The following is a 14,772-nucleotide window of genomic DNA, read 5'->3' as shown; positions in this document are numbered from 1 at the left end:
GAGGCGGCACATCATGGCGGACTTCATCGGCGCGGTGGACCAGGGCACCACCAGCACCCGATTCATGATCTTCGACCACGGCGGCAACGAGGTGGCGAAGCACCAGCTGGAGCACGAACAGATCCTCCCCCGCCCGGGCTGGGTCGAGCACGACCCCGTCGAGATCTGGGAGCGGACCAACTCGGTGATGCAGAACGCGCTGCGCCACAGTGGTCTGTCGGGGACCGACCTCGCGGCCATCGGCATCACCAACCAGCGCGAGACCACGGTGGTCTGGGACCCGCGCAACGGGCGCCCGTACTACAACGCCATCGTCTGGCAGGACACCCGCACCGACACCATCGCGGCGAACCTGGAGCGGTCGGGTCGGGGCGAGGTCATCCGGCGCAAGGCGGGACTGCCGCCGGCGACCTACTTCTCGGCCGGCAAGATCCAGTGGATCCTCGAGAACGTGGACGGCGTCCGGGAGGCTGCGGAAGCGGGCCACGCCGTGTTCGGCAACACGGACACCTGGGTGCTGTGGAATCTGACCGGCGGTCCCGACGGCGGCATCCACGCCACCGACGTGACCAACGCGAGCCGCACCATGCTGATGGACCTGGAGACGCTCGACTGGGACGACGAACTGCTGGGCTTCTTCGGCATCCCCCGCGCGATGCTGCCCACCATCAACCCCTCCTCCCACCCGGAGGCGTACGGCGCGACCCGCACCTCCCGGCCGCTGCGCGCCGCCGTGCCCATCGGCGGGGTGCTGGGCGACCAGCAGGCGGCCACCGTCGGACAGGTCTGCTTCGCGCCCGGCGAGGCCAAGAACACGTACGGCACCGGGAACTTCCTGGTCCTCAACACCGGTACGGAACTGGTCCGTTCCCGCAGCGGACTGCTCACCACCGTGGCCTACCAGTTCGGTGACAGCCCCGTGGTCTACGCGCTGGAGGGCTCCATCGCGGTGACGGGGTCCGCCGTGCAGTGGCTGCGCGACCAGATGAAGATCATCAAGACCGCCGCCGAGAGCGAGGTACTCGCGCGCGCCGTCGAGGACAACGGCGGCATGTACTTCGTGCCCGCGTTCTCCGGACTGTTCGCGCCCTACTGGCGTTCCGACGCTCGCGGCGCGATCGTCGGCCTCGCCCGCTACAACGACAACGCGCATCTGGCCCGGGCGACGCTGGAGGCCATCTGCTACCAGAGCCGCGACGTCGTCGAGGCCATGGAGCAGGACTCCGGCGTCCACCTCGACGTACTCAAGGTCGACGGCGGGGTGACGGCCAACGACCTGTGCATGCAGATCCAGGCCGACGTCCTCGGCGTCCCCGTCAGCCGCCCCGTGATCGCGGAGACCACCGCGCTCGGCGCGGCCTACGCGGCGGGGCTCGCCACGGGGTTCTGGCGGGACACCGACGAACTGCGCACCCACTGGCACGAGTCGAGGCGCTGGGAGCCCCGGTGGTCCGAGGACCGGCGCGCGCAGGGGTACGCCGGCTGGAAGATGGCGGTCCAGCGCACGCTCGACTGGGTCAAGGTCGAGTGAACCGGACCTGACGACCGCTTCGGGCGGGAGACGGGCGTCACCATAAGGTGATCCCCATGTCTCCCAGATTGAGTTCCGCGAGGACGCGCGCCGCGGTGCGCACCACCGCGCGTGTCTCTGCCGAGTTGCTGCTGATACTCGCCATGCTCGCGGTGGCCCTGTGGCTCCTCGGCCGCATGTGGCCGGTCGTGTGGCCGCTGATAGTCGGTCTGCTCCTGACCACGCTGACCTGGCCCGCGGCCCGCTTCCTGCGGCGGCACGGCTGGCCTCCGGCACTCGCCGCCTCCGTGGTGACCGTGGGGTTCCTGCTGGTCGTGGCGGGTGTCGTGGCGCTGATCGCGGTGCCGATGTCCTCCCAGACCGACGAGTTGACCGAGGGCGTGGTTCAGGGCATCGATCGGCTGCGCGAGTGGGCCGCGGGTCCGCCGCTGAACATCGACGACGCCCAGATCACCGGGGCGCTCGACACGGCGCTGGCCCGCGTCCAGGACAGCGTCGACAGCGTGGTCACCGCGGTGGCCACCGGGGTGGGCACGGTGGTCAACGGTCTCATCACCGCCGTCCTGGGCGTCTTCCTGATGTTCTTCTTCCTCAAGGACGGGCCGCGTTTCCTGCCGTGGCTCGGCCGCCAGCTGCCCGGTCGCCTCGCCGCGGACGTCCCGGCCGTCGCCCTGCGCAGCTGGGAGACCTTGGGCTCGTTCGTCCGCTCGCAGGCGCTGGTGGGCCTGCTCGACGCGGTCTTCATCGGCCTCGGGCTGTGGATCCTGGATGTGCCCCTGGTGCTGCCGCTCGCGGTGCTGACGTTCGTGTCCGCGTTCGTGCCCATCGTGGGCGCGCTGTTCGCCGGCTTCGTGGCCGTCCTCATCGCCCTGGTGTCGAACGGCCTGACCGACGCGCTGATCGTGCTGGCGATCATCGTCGTGGTGCAGCAGCTGGAGGGCAACGTGTTCCAGCCCATCATCCAGAGCCGCGGCCTCGGGCTGCACGCCGCGGTGATCCTGCTGGCGGTGACGCTGGGCGGCAGCCTGGCCGGCATCGTGGGCAGCCTGCTCGCCGTGCCGGTCGCCGCGCTGATCGCGGTGGTGTGGAACTACGTCCGCGAGCAGCTCGTCGACCCGCCTGAGCAACCGGCGCCGGCGGACGCCTGAGGGCGGACGGCGCGGGCGGCGGCGGCTGCCGGGCCGGTCCCGTGGCGCGGGTTCCTGGGACGGGTCCGTGGCCCCCGGCGCCTGGACCGGCCCCTCAACCCGGCTCCCCGGGCCAGCCCCACAGCCCCAACCCCTGAACCGACCCCATGACCCGGGCACACGGCTGAAGGCCGCGCCCCCTCCCCCGCACCCGGGTCCGTGGCCCGGGACCCTGCTGGTTCTCCGGGCCGGTCCGTGCCTGCTCTCCGGACGAGTCCGCCCTCCCGCTCTCCGGCCGGGTCCGTGAACCGTCCCCGTCGCACGGCCGCTTGCTGCCGGCTTGCGGCCGTGGCTCTCTTCTCGCGCTCCTGGTCGGCGTTGCGCGCCGCGGTCGCCGGGCTGCGTGACGAGGACTACGCGCGGCCGTCCGGCTGCGCCGGCTGGCTCGTCCGGGACCTGGTGCGCCACCTGGTCGTCGACGCCCAGGACGTCCTGATCACGCTGGCCACCCGCCACCGCGGAACCGACGCGGGACGCGGTGACGTACTGGGACGTCGTCGCCGTCCCGACCGGTGACGACCCGCTCGACGCGCTCATCGTCCGGCTGGCCGCCGCGTACCGGGAGCCCTGGCCCCTCAAGTTCCAACTGGACGACGTCGGTTCCGCCGCCGGCCGGGCCGCCGCCCTCGCGGACCCCGCGGGGCGGGTCGGTACGCGCGACGAGATGCTCACCGCGGGCGACCACCTCGGCGCGTACGTCCTGGAGGGGACATTGCACCACCTCGACCTGGTCGCGCACCTGCCGGACGTGCCGGGACCGGCGAGGCGGGGGGGCTGGCCCGGTCGCGGGAGATGCTGGAGCGGATCGCCCAGGTGGCGTTCCCGCCCTCGTTCGGCGACCACACCGACCGGCGCGGAGCGGGCCGCACCGGGCCGGACGGCCGCGCGGCTGCCCTTCCCGGTCGGCTGACCAGCACCCGGCGCCCGGACGGGTCGTCCGATCGGATGACATGCCCGTCATCCGTCCCGCGAACCGGAAGGAACCGGTGTGCCGACCGGCTCCGCCGCCCGCGGGGTGGAGGCTGGGGCCACCAGCACCCGAAACTCCGGAGCTCCCTCCCCATGACGAACTCATCAGCCGCTCCAGCCGACCTCGCCCTGCTCGCCGCCGCGCACCGCGGGGACACCGATGCCGTCCGGGCGGCGCTCCTGGCGGGCGCCGACGTGGAGGCACGCGACGAGGAGGGCCGTACGGCACTGCTGCGGGCCGCGCTGGCCGACCGGGTGCCGGTCGCGGAGCTGCTGGTCGCCCGGGGCGCCGACGTCAACGCGCAGGACGCCCGCGAGGACAGCGCGTGGCTGGTCACCGGGGTCACGGGCAGCGTCGCGATGATGCGGGCGCTGCTGCCCGGCGCCCCGGACGTGACGCTGACCAACCGCTTCGGCGGAGTGTCGGTGATCCCGGCGAGCGAACGCGGTCACGTGGCCTATGTGCGGGCCGTGCTCGCCGAGACGGCGACCGACGTCGACCACGTCAACCGGCTCGGCTGGACCGCGCTCCTGGAGGCGGTCGTCCTCGGCGACGGCGGGCGTCGGCACCAGGAGGTGGTGGAGGCACTGCTCGCGGCGGGCGCCGACCCCCTGCTGCCGGACGGCGACGGCGTCACGGCCCGGGCCCACGCCGAACGCAGGGGATTCCGCACGATCGCGGACCTGCTGCGGCGCGCCGAAGCGGACGGCGCCGACGCCCACCGCAAGGGCGGACAGCGGTGAACCGGCGCCTTCTCGCTCCGCGCCTCGCCGTGCTGGCCGCCGTGACCGCGACGCTGGCCGGATGCGCGTCCGGCGGCGGCACGGAGGCCGGTGGGCCGGGGTCCGCCCCGCCCGCCGCCACGACCCCCTCCCGCACTCCGGCCCCCGGCACGGACACGGCCACCACGCACGAGGGCATGCTGCTGGTGACGGACTTCGGCGCCGACACCGTCACTTTCGTCGACCCCGGCCGGCGGGGCGCGGCGGCCGGCCTGGGGTCGGTGCGGGTGGGGACGGCTCCCTACGGTCTCGCCGTCGACGACGACGGCACGGCATGGGTCGCGACGGCACAGGGCGTCGCCGTCGTGGACACCCGCACCCGCGAGCGCACCGACCTGATCCCCTACACGACCGACGCCGGTCCCGTGACGACCGGCGAGTACCGGGGCGGCGGCATGGGCATCGCCCTGTCCCCGGACGGCAGCCGGGTCTACGTCGGCGTCAACGTGCCCGGCGGCAACGGCACCCTGGAGGTCATCGACGCCGAACGGCGGAAGGTGACGCGGACCGTGCCGGTGGGGCGCCGGCCCTTCGACGTCGACGTCTCCCGCGACGGGCGGCACGTCTACGCCACCAACCACGACTCCTTCGACGTCACCGTCGTCGACACCGGCGCCTGGACGACCCGCGGCATCGAGGTCGCCCCGTACGGCACCGAGGGCGGCCTCGGTTCGTGGCTCAAGCCGCACTACACCGCCGTACGCCCCTCGGACGGGGCCCTGCTGCTGCCGTTCGAGGGCGAGCGCCTCGCCGTGGTCGATCCGCGCACCGGACGGGTGCGCGTCGAGGACATGACGGCCAACACGCACCAGCACGGCGTGGCGGCCGGTGCCGACGGGACGCTGTACGTCGTGGGGACCGGTCCGATCGATCCGTCCGAGGACGACGGTCCGTCCCTGACGGTACGGACGCCCGGCGGCGACGAGCGGGTGATCCCGCTGGACGGCCCGCACGAGAGTGTCGTCCCCTCGGCGGACGGCCGCACCGCCTACGTCTCCGGCGGCTTCACCCGTGCCGGCTACTGGAACGGTCTGAGCGTGGTCGACACCGCCACGGGCCGGGTGACACGGCTGCCGGTCGGTGAACGGCCTCTGGGCATCGCCGTGCTGCCGGGGATACGTTGAGCCCATCCTGATCATCTCGCTGAGAGGGCACCATGTCCGCCGACGGCCTGTACGAGATCCTGGACGACCGCTTCCGCACCGGGCGCTGCGCGAGCGGCGACAGCAGGCTGGAGGTCCTGCACGACGGCTGCCGCTGGGCCGAGGGCCCACTGTACGTGCCGGCCTGGCGTCAGCTCGTGTGGAGCGACATCCCCAACGACCGCATCCTGCGCTGGGACGAGGCCACCGGCACGGTCGGCGTCTTCCGCTCCCCGGCCGGCCACAGCAACGGCAACACCCTGGACCGGTGGGGCCGCCTGGTCACCTGTGAGCAGGGCAACCGCAGGGTCACCCGCACCGAGGCCGACGGGACCGTGACCGTCCTCGCCGACCGCTACGACGGCAAGCGGCTCAACAGCCCGAACGACTCCGTGGTGCGCTCGGACGGCACGATCTGGTTCTCCGACCCGGACTTCGGCATCCTCAGCGACTACGAGGGGCACCGCGCCGAGTCGGAGATCGGCGCGTGCAACGTCTACCGGATCGACCCGGTGTCAGGTCGGGTGAGGCTGGCCGCCGACGGCTTCGACGGCCCCAACGGCGTGATCCTCTCCCCCGACGAGAAGCGGCTGTACGTCTCGGACTCCCGGGCCGCCCGGATCCACGTGTTCGACGTCCGGGAGGACGGCACGCTGTCGGGCGGCAAGGTCTTCGCCGAGGCCCGCGGCGACGTGCACTTCGACAACATCCGCTTCGACGACGCGGGCCGACTGTGGGCCGCCGCCCTCGCCGACGGTGTCCACTGCTACGACCCGGACGGCACCCTGATCGGACGGCTGCGGGTGCCCGAGCCGGTGTCCAACATCGCCTTCGGCGGTCCCAGGAACAACCGGCTGTTCATCACGGCCACCACCCGTCTGTACTCGCTGGTGATGTCCGTGACGGGCGCGCCGCGCGTCTGAGCAGGCGAACCGGTGTGCGGGCGAGGGCAGTTGCGGCGTAGGTTGTGACGAAGCACCCATGACTCGGCTGAAAGACGGACCGTACCCATGAGCGACCCCGTGACGACCCCCGGACCCGCAGCGCACCAGAGGATCGACACCTCGGTGCCGCACTCGGCCCGGATCTGGAACTACTGGCTGGGCGGGAAGGACAACTACCCGGTCGACGAGGAGGCCGGCGACGCGTACACGGCCGTCTTCCCCGGCATCGTCACCATCGCCCGCAGCAGCCGCGCCTTCCTGCGCCGCAACATCACGTACCTGGTCGCCGAGGCCGGTGTCCGTCAGTTCCTCGACATCGGCACCGGCCTGCCGACCGCCGACAACACCCACGAGGTCGCCCAGCGCATCGCCCCCGAGTCCCGGATCGTCTACGTGGACAACGATCCGATGGTCCTCGCGCACGCCCGCGCGCTGCTCTACTCCACCCCCGAGGGAGCGACCGCGTACATCGACTCCGACGTGCTCGACCCGGACAGCGTCCTGCGGGACGCCGCCGGGACGCTGGACTTCGAACGGCCGGTCGCCCTCATCCTCAGCAACATCCTGGGGCACATCGCCGACTACGACCGGGCGCGTTCCGTCGTCACCCGGCTGATGGACGCACTGCCCTCCGGCAGCTACCTCTCCGTCAACGACGGCTCCCGGGGCATCGATCCGGGGTTCGAACAGGCCCAGGACGCGTACAACGAGAGCGGCGCGGTGCCGTACAACCTGCGCACCGTGGACGAGATCACGGCGTACTTCGACGGGCTGGAGCTGGTGGAGCCCGGGGTCGTCTCCGTCCCCCTGTGGCGTCCGGACGCCGCCTCCCCCGCGCCGGAGCCCATCGGCGAGCACGGCGGTCTGGCCCGCAAGCCCTGAGCGCCGGCCGGCGAGAACATCCAGCCCGGAGAGGAAGGCAAGCACATGTCCACGTGGGAGCTGCCCGAGACGTTCGCCGGCAGTACGGGGGCCGTCCGCTGGAACCGGCTGGGTGAGGCGGGCCGGCAGCCGCTGGTGCTGCTGCACGGCACGCCGTTCTCCTCCTACGTCTGGCGCGCGGTGGCCCGTTCGCTGGCGCGGGACCACGAGGTGTTCGTCTGGGACATGCCGGGCTACGGGACGTCGGAGAAGTTCCCGGGCCAGGACGTGTCCCTGGCCGCCCAGGGCCGGGTCTTCACCGAACTGCTGGACCACTGGGGTCTGGCGGAGCCGGTCGTGGTCGCCCACGACTTCGGGGGCGCGGTGGCGCTGCGCGCCCATCTGCTGCACGGGGCCCGCTACCGGGCTCTGGCCCTGGTCGATCCGGTCGCGCTGGCTCCCTGGGGGTCGCCGTTCTTCCGGCTGGTCCGCGACCACGCCGAGGTGTTCGAGGCGCTGCCGCCGTCGCTCCACCGGGCTCTGGTCGCCGAGTACGTGGGTTCCGCCAGCAGTGCGGGCCTGCACCCGGCGGTACTGGAGCGGCTGGTGGGGCCGTGGCTCGGCGAACCGGGCCAGTCGGCCTTCTACCGGCAGATCGCCCAGGCCGATCAGCGGCACACCGACGAGATCCAGGACCGGTACGCGACCATCGGGGTACCGACGCTGGTCTGCTGGGGCGAGGACGACGCCTGGATCCCGGTGGCGAAGGGACGCGAGCTCGCGGCGGCCGTACCCGGTGCCCGCCTGGAGCCGATCGCCGGCGCGGGCCACCTCGTGCAGGAGGACGCGCCCGCCGAACTCACCGCCGCGCTGCTCGCCTTCCTGCGGCGGCTTGCCTGACGGTGGTGCGAGGGCCTGCGGCAACGGCACGGTGCCCGGGAGCCGAGCGGCTCCCGGGCACCGTGCTCATTTCGGCGGTCTCCCGGTCAGGCGGGGGTGATGTTCTCCGCCTGCGGGCCCTTCTGGCCCTGGGTGATGTCGAAGGTGACGGCCTGGCCTTCCTGCAGCTCGCGGTAGCCCTGGGCGTTGATGTTGGAGTAGTGCGCGAAGACGTCGGGGCCCCCGCCGTCCTGCGCGATGAAGCCGAAGCCCTTTTCGGAGTTGAACCACTTGACGGTTCCGCTGGCCATGCCTTTTGCCTTTCAGCCGATATCGGATCCGCACCGTGCGAACCCGGAGGTGGTCGTCCTGGTCCTCCGGCATTGCACAGCAAACCGCCCGCACTCCGGCGCGGGCGGTCTGGGCGAACCACGACATCTGCTGCTGACGCTACACGGCATGTCCGAGCCCCACCAGTGAGTAAGGGGTCCGAGCGGGAACGATGTTGCGTTCCGGCCGGCCTCGGCGGCACGACGGCCCGGTGCCGCCGGGGCTTTCGGCGGGCGGCCGCGCGGTCGCCTCCTCGGCCATACGGGGGAGACGGCGAGGCGGCCGCACAACCCGGATCCGTTAGTGGAGAAGCAATGAGTAGTCCACCAACGGAGTCGGAGATCGTTATGACCGTCACAAGAGCGCTGGCCCTGGTGATCGGCGCCGTCGTGTGCACCGGCGTACTGGGGACCGGGTGCGCCCAGCAGCCGTCGGAGGAGGCCTCGTCCCGGGACTCGCAGCCGCCCGTCACGTCCGTGTCCCCGCAGGCCGGTCCCCCGCGCGCCTTCCCCAGGCCCCTGCCCGGGGTCGGGCCGGCCATGCGCGCCAGGCTGCCCGACGCCACCCGGCAGGCGCTGGTCGTCACCGGTGCGACGGAGAGTTCGAACCGGGCCCGGGCGGTCCTGTACGAGCGGTACCCCGCGCAGGGCTGGCGTGCCGTCGCCGGTCCCTGGCCCGCGCACAACGGACTGCGCGGCTGGACCGACGACCACGAGGCGGGCGACCTGCACACACCCGTCGGCGTGTTCCGGCTGAGCGACGCCGGGGGCAGACTGCCCGACCCGGGGACCCGGCTCCCCTACGACCAGGACCCGCAGTTCGCGGTGTCGGGCACGGGGCATCTCGGAGAGCCGCTGGAGGGTTCGTTCGACTACGTGATCGCCATCGACTACAACCGGGTGCCCGGCACCACCCCGCTGGACAAGACCCGCCCGCTGGGTGAGGACAAGGGCGGCGGCGTCTGGATCCACGTGGACCACGACGGGCCGACCAACGCCTGCGTGTCCCTGAGCGAGGAGCACATGCGCGCACTGCTCACCTCCCTGGACCCGGACAAGGAGCCGGTCGTCGTGATGGGGCCGGAGCCGGTCCTGGCGCGGTAGGGCGCCCCACGGCGGGTGTCCACCCGCGTCGGACATCCGTTACCGGCTCGTGGAGCACCTGCGAATCCTCATGGACCCCGCGTTCACCGCGGCCGTGGGGGCGGTGAGGCCGGGGGCCGGGGTGGCGGTGCCGCGGCAGGACGGGTCCGCGGTGGGGTACTTCCCGCACGAGCGGGGTCTCGTGGGGCGCGGGCGGGCCGTCGGGCCGGGGCTGTCGGTCAGTCAGGGCGCCGTGCGGGGCCGGGGCGTGCGGCTCGACGCCCGGACGCTGCTGCGGGCCGGCCCGGCCCGGCCCGCTTCGTGTGCGACGGCCGTGCGGCCTCCCGGCCACGGCTGCCCGGAGGGAGCCGTGGCCTGGAACTGGTCCGTCCGGTTCAGCCGACGGGCGGCATGTCGGTGGGGGCCGAGTCGAGGCCGGGCCTGCGCTCACGCCAGGCGCCCCGGGTGAAGTCGGGGATCTCAACCGGGCGTCCGCCCCTGGCCAGCGACTTCACGCTCAGCGGGACGGGCGAGCACCAGGCGGCGGAGTCGTACACGTCGATGTCCGGTACCAGGCCCGCCCGCATCGACTGGACGATGCGCCACTGCAGCACGTAGTCCATGCCGCCGTGGCCGCCGTTGTTGGCCGCGTCGTCGCCGACCTTCTGCCAGAGCCAGTGGTCGTACTCCTTGCGGTAGCCCTCGAAGTCGCGCCAGGTGTGGCCGCTGTGGTCCGGTTCGACGTAGATCCGGGCGCCGGTCGGGGCGGGCCCGGCGTAGTCCTCGACGATGCCCCGGCTTCCCGCGAGGGTGTTGATCCGGCTGTAGGGCCGGGGCGAGCTGACGTCGTGCTCGGCGCGGATCGTCCTGCCCCTCGCCGTCTCGATCATGCAGGTGACCAGGTCGCCGTTGACGTACTCCTCCTTCCAGGACGGGTGGTCCCTCGGGACGAAGCGTGCGCGGTAGTCTGCCAGGCCCTTCGGGGCGGTCGAGGTGGCGCTCAGGGTGGCCATGCGGTCGCCGCGGTTGACGTCCATGGCGGCCGCGATGGGCGCCAGCCCGTGCATGGGGTAGAAGGACGCGGTGCTGCGGGTGTGCCACAGGCGGCGCCAGGAGTCGGTGTAGTAGGTGTCGGAGAACAGAAGTTCCCGCAGGTCGTGCAGGTAGCCGCCGTGGCCGTTGGTGAGGTCGCCGAACAGGCCGTCGTGCGCGGCCTTGAGCATGGCCAGTTCGTTGCGGCCGTAGCTGCAGTTCTCGGAGAGCAGCAGGTGCCTGCGGGTGCGCTCCGAGGTGTCGACCAGGTCCCACAGCTCGCGCAGTTCCGTCGCGACGGGGAGTTCCACCACGGCGTGCCGGCCACTGAGCAGCGCGGCCCTGCCCTGCTCGTAGTGGAACTCCCACGGCGTGGCGATGTAGACGAGGTCGATGTCGTCGCGCCTGAGCATCCGGGCGTAGGAGTCGGCGGAGCCGCCGTACTCGGCGGGCCGGGGGCGGCCCTTGCTCTCCAGGCGGTCGGCGGCGCGCCTGGCGCGGTCGGCACGGATGTCGCAGACGGCGGTCACGGTGCAGCCGGGTACGGCCGCCCAGCCCGTGATCATGCCTCCGCCCCGGTTGCCGAGGCCGACGACGGCGACCCGGACGGTTCCGTGGACGTCGAACGGCACGCCGATCATCGACTTCTGACCGTGCCTGCGGCGGGGGGCGGGCTCGGCAGCCGCCGCGGACGGGGCCGACGCGGTCATCCCGGCCGCGAGCGCGCCGGTGGCGACGGCACCGCCCAGGAGGAGTCGGCGTGAGACAGCGGGCGTTTCGGACATGACGGCAACACTCCTCGTGGGCGGTCGGCATCACGGTGGGGGCACGCTTTCGGGGCATGACTCTGCGGCCTCGACCGTTACATGTCAATACATGCTCGATACAAAGCCGTTCCGAGCACTTCCACGCACCGGGCGTCGCCGCGCACGGCTGAAGCGTCCGCCCGCGACGCGTACGCGGTCCGCGCGCCGTGACTCCGGACCGATCCCCGGCCGCGGCGGTCAGAACAGGCGTTCCTGGGCGGGGGCGGGCCGCCCTCGCCGGCCGCGGCGCGGGGCGGACCGTACGGGCGCCGTTTCACCGAACAGGGGTGCGGTGCCGTACTCGTCCGGCTCGGCGGGGACGGTGGCGGGCCCGGTGCCCACGTTGAGGACGAGTGGCGCGTCCCGGTCGAAGTCGCCGGGTGTCATCGCCACCCACTCACGGTCCTGCCGCTCTGTCACGCGCCGCCACCTCCCTCGCTCCGCCCGCCGCGACCACGCGACGCTACCAGCACCGCGCCGGCACCGTGATCACGGCTCCCGCCCCGGCCGGTCACCCGACCGGCGGACGACGGCGGCCCGAGGTCGCGGCCCGCCGGTACGGCGCGCTGCGCGGCGGGCCGTAACGGGCACACACTGAGGACATGGGTTCCCTCGATCCGGCGACGGTGTCACGACGATTCCCGGGCGGGCCGGTGAGCGTGGCGGCGGCCCGCGGGTTCGTGCGGGCGGCGCTGGACGGAACCACCTCGGACCTGGTGGACACTGCGCAGCTCCTGGTCAGCGAACTGGTCACCAACGCGGTGCTGCACGCGCGCACCGACGCGGAGGTGACGGTGGCCCGCCTCGACGGCCGGGTGCGGGTACGCGTCGGCGACCGGCGGCCCGGCCGCGGCCTGGTGCCGCAGGACTGCCCGCCGTACGCGGGCACCGGGCAGGGGCTGGCCCTGGTGGAGCAGTTGGCGTCCCGGTACGGGGTCGACGTCGGCGATGACGGCAAGACGGTGTGGTTCGAGCTGTGGCCGGACGGGCCGCCCCCGCCCTCGTCCGGCTGGGAGACCGGCCTGGCGCCCTGCCCCGGGGAACGGACGGTGACGCTCGTCGACGTACCGGGCGCCCTCGAGTCGACGTGCCGGCAGTACCGGCACGCCGTCCTGCGGGAGCTGACCCTCCTGGCGTCCGGCGAGGGCCCCGCGGGCGTGCCGCCCGAGGACCTCGACGCCGCCGTCGACGTCAACAACGTGATCAGCGCCTGTGTGACGGCCTCGCCCGGAGAGCCGCTCGCCGAATCCGGCCTGCGCTCCCTGCTGCTGCCGCTGCCGGCCGACGCGGCGGCCGACGTGCGGGCGCTGCGCCGCACCCTGGCCCTGGCCGACGCGGCCGCGCGGGAGGAGAGGCTGCTCACGCTGCCCGCCATGCCGCGCTGCCGGGCGTTCCAGGACTGGTTCTTCGACCAGATCGCCGACCAGTTGGACGGGGGGCGGCCCACCGCGTGGACCGTGATGCCCCACGTTCCGGAGGTCAGCTCCGCCGAGCTGGTCCCGTGGGAGCCCGATCAGGTGCGGACCAGCCGGATCCCGACCATCGCGGCCGACGACGGCAACCGGATCATCGCGGCGAACGGGTCGGCGGCGGACCTGCTGGGCTGGGTACCGGACGACCTCGTGGGACGCCGTCTCACCACGCTCATTCCCGAGCATCTGCGCGGTCGGCACACGGCGGCGTTCAGCTCGATGCTGCTGACGGGCCGCACCCGCATCGTGGGCCGCTCCGTGCCGCTCCCGGCCCGGCACCGTGACGGCGGTGTGGTTCCGGTACGGCTGTTCATCCAGACGCAGGAGACGGCCGACGGCCGCACCGTGTTCGTCGCCCAGCTCGCCCCGCGGGCCACCGCGGCCCTGGACGGGCCGAGTTCTCTCGGCGGCGTCCGGGAACCCGTCCGGACGCCCGGCGGAGACTTTCCGGCCCCCGCCCGGCCGGACGACGCGGGGGCGGACGGTGACGAAGGCCCCGTGCCGGCGCTGGAAGGGCTCTCCCTCCTGGCCGACCTGGGCGCCCAGCTCAGCGACGCCCTGGACCTGGACGAGGGTCTGCAGCGCGCCGGTCGGTTGCTGACGCGGTGGCTGGCCGACTGGTGCGTGCTGGACCTGTTCACCGAGCACGCCCAGGTCGAGCGGGTCTGTGTCGTCCACCGCGACCCCCGAGCCCTGCGCCCCGCCGCGTACGAGGGCAGGCTCCCGGCCGTCTCGGAGGAGGCACGCGGCCCGCTCGCCCGGGTGCTGCGCGGCGCGGGGCCGCTGCTGCTCACCGACGTACCGCCACCGGGCCAAGCGGACAGCGCGCTGGACCGGAACTACCGCGAACTGTTCCACTCGCTGGGGGCGGGCAGCGCCGTCGTCGCCCCGCTGCGGGCCCGTCGGAAGATCTTCGGTGCCCTCACCCTCGCCCGCGCGTCCGGCGGACGGCCGTTCGCCGAGGAGGACCTGGCCCTCGTGGACGACCTGGTGCACAGTCTCGCGCTGGGGGTCGACAACGCCCGTCTGTACCAGGACACCCGCTCCATCGCCGAGCGGCTGCAGCGCTCCCTGCTGCCGGTGCTGCCGCGGGTGGAGGGGCTGGAGCTGGCCGCACGCTACGCCGCGTCGTCGACCACCGCGCAGGTCGGCGGGGACTGGTACGACAGTTTCGTCGTACCCGGCGGGGACACCGCCGTGGTCATCGGCGACGTCACGGGGCACGACCTCGACGCGGCCATCGCCATGAGCCAGTTGCGCAGCATGCTGCGCGGCATCGCGGTGGACCGTGAGGAGCCTCCCGAGGAAGTCCTGCGCCGGCTGGACCTGGCGAATCACAGTCTCCACCGGGAGGCCACCGCCACCTGCGTCTACGGCCTGCTCAGGGGCCGGGCGCCGGGCCGCTGGGAGTTCCGGCACTCGTCCGCCGGCCATCTGCCGCCGCTGCTGACCACGGCCGGGGGCGAGACCCGCTACCTGGACGAGGGAGCGGGCCTGCTCCTGGGCATGGACCCCGAACTGCCGCGCCGCACGGCCCGTCACGTGCTGCCGGCCGGCTCGACGCTCCTGCTGTACACGGACGGCCTCGTCGAGCGCCGGGACGAGCCGCTCGACGAGGCCCTGGGCCGGCTGCGGCGGCACACCGCCGACCTGGCGCGCGAGCCGCTCGACACGTTCTGCGACGAGCTGATGATCGGTCTGGGGGCCGACAACGGCGACGACATCGCCCTCCTCGCCGTCCGCCCCTCGTGACC

Annotated in this window: 12 protein-coding genes and 1 pseudogene; 10 read left to right on the top strand and 3 right to left on the bottom strand. The window is 73.2% G+C overall.

Annotated elements, in window-relative coordinates; genetic code table 11:
• The first annotated feature begins 13 nt into the window (after positions 1-13).
• The 8 genes and pseudogenes from glpK to M6G08_RS23725 all read left to right on the top strand — a co-directional run bounded on the left by glpK (position 14) and on the right by M6G08_RS23725 (position 8,317).
• Positions 14-1,531 carry a glycerol kinase GlpK gene (gene glpK / locus M6G08_RS23760; protein ID WP_272589190.1) on the top strand — a complete coding sequence of 506 codons (1,518 nt, stop codon included), beginning with the start codon at positions 14-16 and terminating at the stop codon, positions 1,529-1,531.
• Between the two features lie 56 nt (positions 1,532-1,587).
• Positions 1,588-2,679, top strand: coding sequence for an AI-2E family transporter (locus M6G08_RS23755; protein WP_272589189.1), 1,092 nt, complete (start codon positions 1,588-1,590; stop codon positions 2,677-2,679).
• Positions 2,680-3,006: 327 nt separating this feature from the next.
• Positions 3,007-3,628, top strand: a pseudogene (locus M6G08_RS23750) (maleylpyruvate isomerase N-terminal domain-containing protein).
• 152 nt (positions 3,629-3,780) lie between these two features.
• Positions 3,781-4,431: an ankyrin repeat domain-containing protein gene (locus M6G08_RS23745; RefSeq protein WP_272589188.1), complete on the top strand. Its 651-nt coding sequence runs from the start codon at positions 3,781-3,783 to the stop codon at positions 4,429-4,431.
• Complete coding sequence (locus M6G08_RS23740) at positions 4,428-5,594, top strand: YncE family protein (protein WP_272589187.1); 1,167 nt, start codon at positions 4,428-4,430, stop codon at positions 5,592-5,594. Before M6G08_RS23745 ends, M6G08_RS23740 begins: the two co-directional genes overlap by 4 nt.
• A gap of 32 nt (positions 5,595-5,626) precedes the next feature.
• Positions 5,627-6,535: an SMP-30/gluconolactonase/LRE family protein gene (locus M6G08_RS23735; RefSeq protein ID WP_272589186.1), complete on the top strand. Its 909-nt coding sequence runs from the start codon at positions 5,627-5,629 to the stop codon at positions 6,533-6,535.
• An 87-nt stretch (positions 6,536-6,622) separates the two neighbouring features.
• Entirely contained in the window at positions 6,623-7,438 is an 816-nt protein-coding gene (locus M6G08_RS23730; protein WP_272589185.1) for an SAM-dependent methyltransferase, read from the top strand.
• A gap of 45 nt (positions 7,439-7,483) precedes the next feature.
• The gene (locus M6G08_RS23725; RefSeq protein ID WP_272589184.1) at positions 7,484-8,317 is read left to right on the top strand and encodes an alpha/beta fold hydrolase; all 834 of its coding nucleotides are present in this window, start codon (positions 7,484-7,486) and stop codon (positions 8,315-8,317) included.
• A gap of 86 nt (positions 8,318-8,403) precedes the next feature.
• Here the strand turns inward: M6G08_RS23725 and M6G08_RS23720 are convergent, their stop codons facing one another.
• Complete coding sequence (locus tag M6G08_RS23720) at positions 8,404-8,607, bottom strand: cold-shock protein (RefSeq protein WP_003978336.1); 204 nt, start codon at positions 8,605-8,607, stop codon at positions 8,404-8,406.
• 366 nt (positions 8,608-8,973) lie between these two features.
• On the opposite strand from M6G08_RS23720, the gene M6G08_RS23715 reads away from it, so the two are divergent.
• Positions 8,974-9,729 carry a L,D-transpeptidase family protein gene (locus tag M6G08_RS23715; RefSeq protein WP_272589183.1) on the top strand — a complete coding sequence of 252 codons (756 nt, stop codon included), beginning with the start codon at positions 8,974-8,976 and terminating at the stop codon, positions 9,727-9,729.
• Between the two features lie 374 nt (positions 9,730-10,103).
• Here M6G08_RS23715 and M6G08_RS23710 read toward each other — a convergent pair whose 3' ends face one another.
• Together M6G08_RS23710 and M6G08_RS23705 are read right to left on the bottom strand one after the other, a co-directional pair.
• Positions 10,104-11,525, bottom strand: coding sequence for a Gfo/Idh/MocA family protein (locus tag M6G08_RS23710; RefSeq protein WP_272589182.1), 1,422 nt, complete (start codon positions 11,523-11,525; stop codon positions 10,104-10,106).
• A 219-nt stretch (positions 11,526-11,744) separates the two neighbouring features.
• The gene (locus M6G08_RS23705) at positions 11,745-11,966 is read right to left on the bottom strand and encodes a hypothetical protein (RefSeq protein WP_272589181.1); all 222 of its coding nucleotides are present in this window, start codon (positions 11,964-11,966) and stop codon (positions 11,745-11,747) included.
• 182 nt (positions 11,967-12,148) lie between these two features.
• On the opposite strand from M6G08_RS23705, the gene M6G08_RS23700 reads away from it, so the two are divergent.
• Complete coding sequence (locus M6G08_RS23700; RefSeq protein WP_272589180.1) at positions 12,149-14,770, top strand: SpoIIE family protein phosphatase; 2,622 nt, start codon at positions 12,149-12,151, stop codon at positions 14,768-14,770.
• The last annotated feature ends 2 nt before the right edge of the window (positions 14,771-14,772 follow it).

It is taken from the genome of Streptomyces sp. M92 (assembly GCF_028473745.1).
GTDB lineage: Bacteria > Actinomycetota > Actinomycetes > Streptomycetales > Streptomycetaceae > Streptomyces.
This window is presented reverse-complemented; position numbering and strand designations above follow the sequence as displayed.

Bases quoted from the DNA above. Each gene is read 5' to 3' on its own strand.
- glpK (WP_272589190.1), top strand. From the start codon at position 14: ATGGCGGACTTCATCGGCGCGGTGGACCAGGGCACCACCAGCACCCGA.
- M6G08_RS23755 (WP_272589189.1), top strand. From the start codon at position 1,588: ATGTCTCCCAGATTGAGTTCCGCGAGGACGCGCGCCGCGGTGCGCACC.
- M6G08_RS23745 (WP_272589188.1), top strand. From the start codon at position 3,781: ATGACGAACTCATCAGCCGCTCCAGCCGACCTCGCCCTGCTCGCCGCC.
- M6G08_RS23735 (WP_272589186.1), top strand. From the start codon at position 5,627: ATGTCCGCCGACGGCCTGTACGAGATCCTGGACGACCGCTTCCGCACC.
- M6G08_RS23730 (WP_272589185.1), top strand. From the start codon at position 6,623: ATGAGCGACCCCGTGACGACCCCCGGACCCGCAGCGCACCAGAGGATC.
- M6G08_RS23725 (WP_272589184.1), top strand. From the start codon at position 7,484: ATGTCCACGTGGGAGCTGCCCGAGACGTTCGCCGGCAGTACGGGGGCC.
- M6G08_RS23720 (WP_003978336.1), bottom strand. From the start codon at position 8,607: ATGGCCAGCGGAACCGTCAAGTGGTTCAACTCCGAAAAGGGCTTCGGC.
- M6G08_RS23715 (WP_272589183.1), top strand. From the start codon at position 8,974: ATGACCGTCACAAGAGCGCTGGCCCTGGTGATCGGCGCCGTCGTGTGC.
- M6G08_RS23710 (WP_272589182.1), bottom strand. From the start codon at position 11,525: ATGTCCGAAACGCCCGCTGTCTCACGCCGACTCCTCCTGGGCGGTGCC.
- M6G08_RS23700 (WP_272589180.1), top strand. From the start codon at position 12,149: ATGGGTTCCCTCGATCCGGCGACGGTGTCACGACGATTCCCGGGCGGG.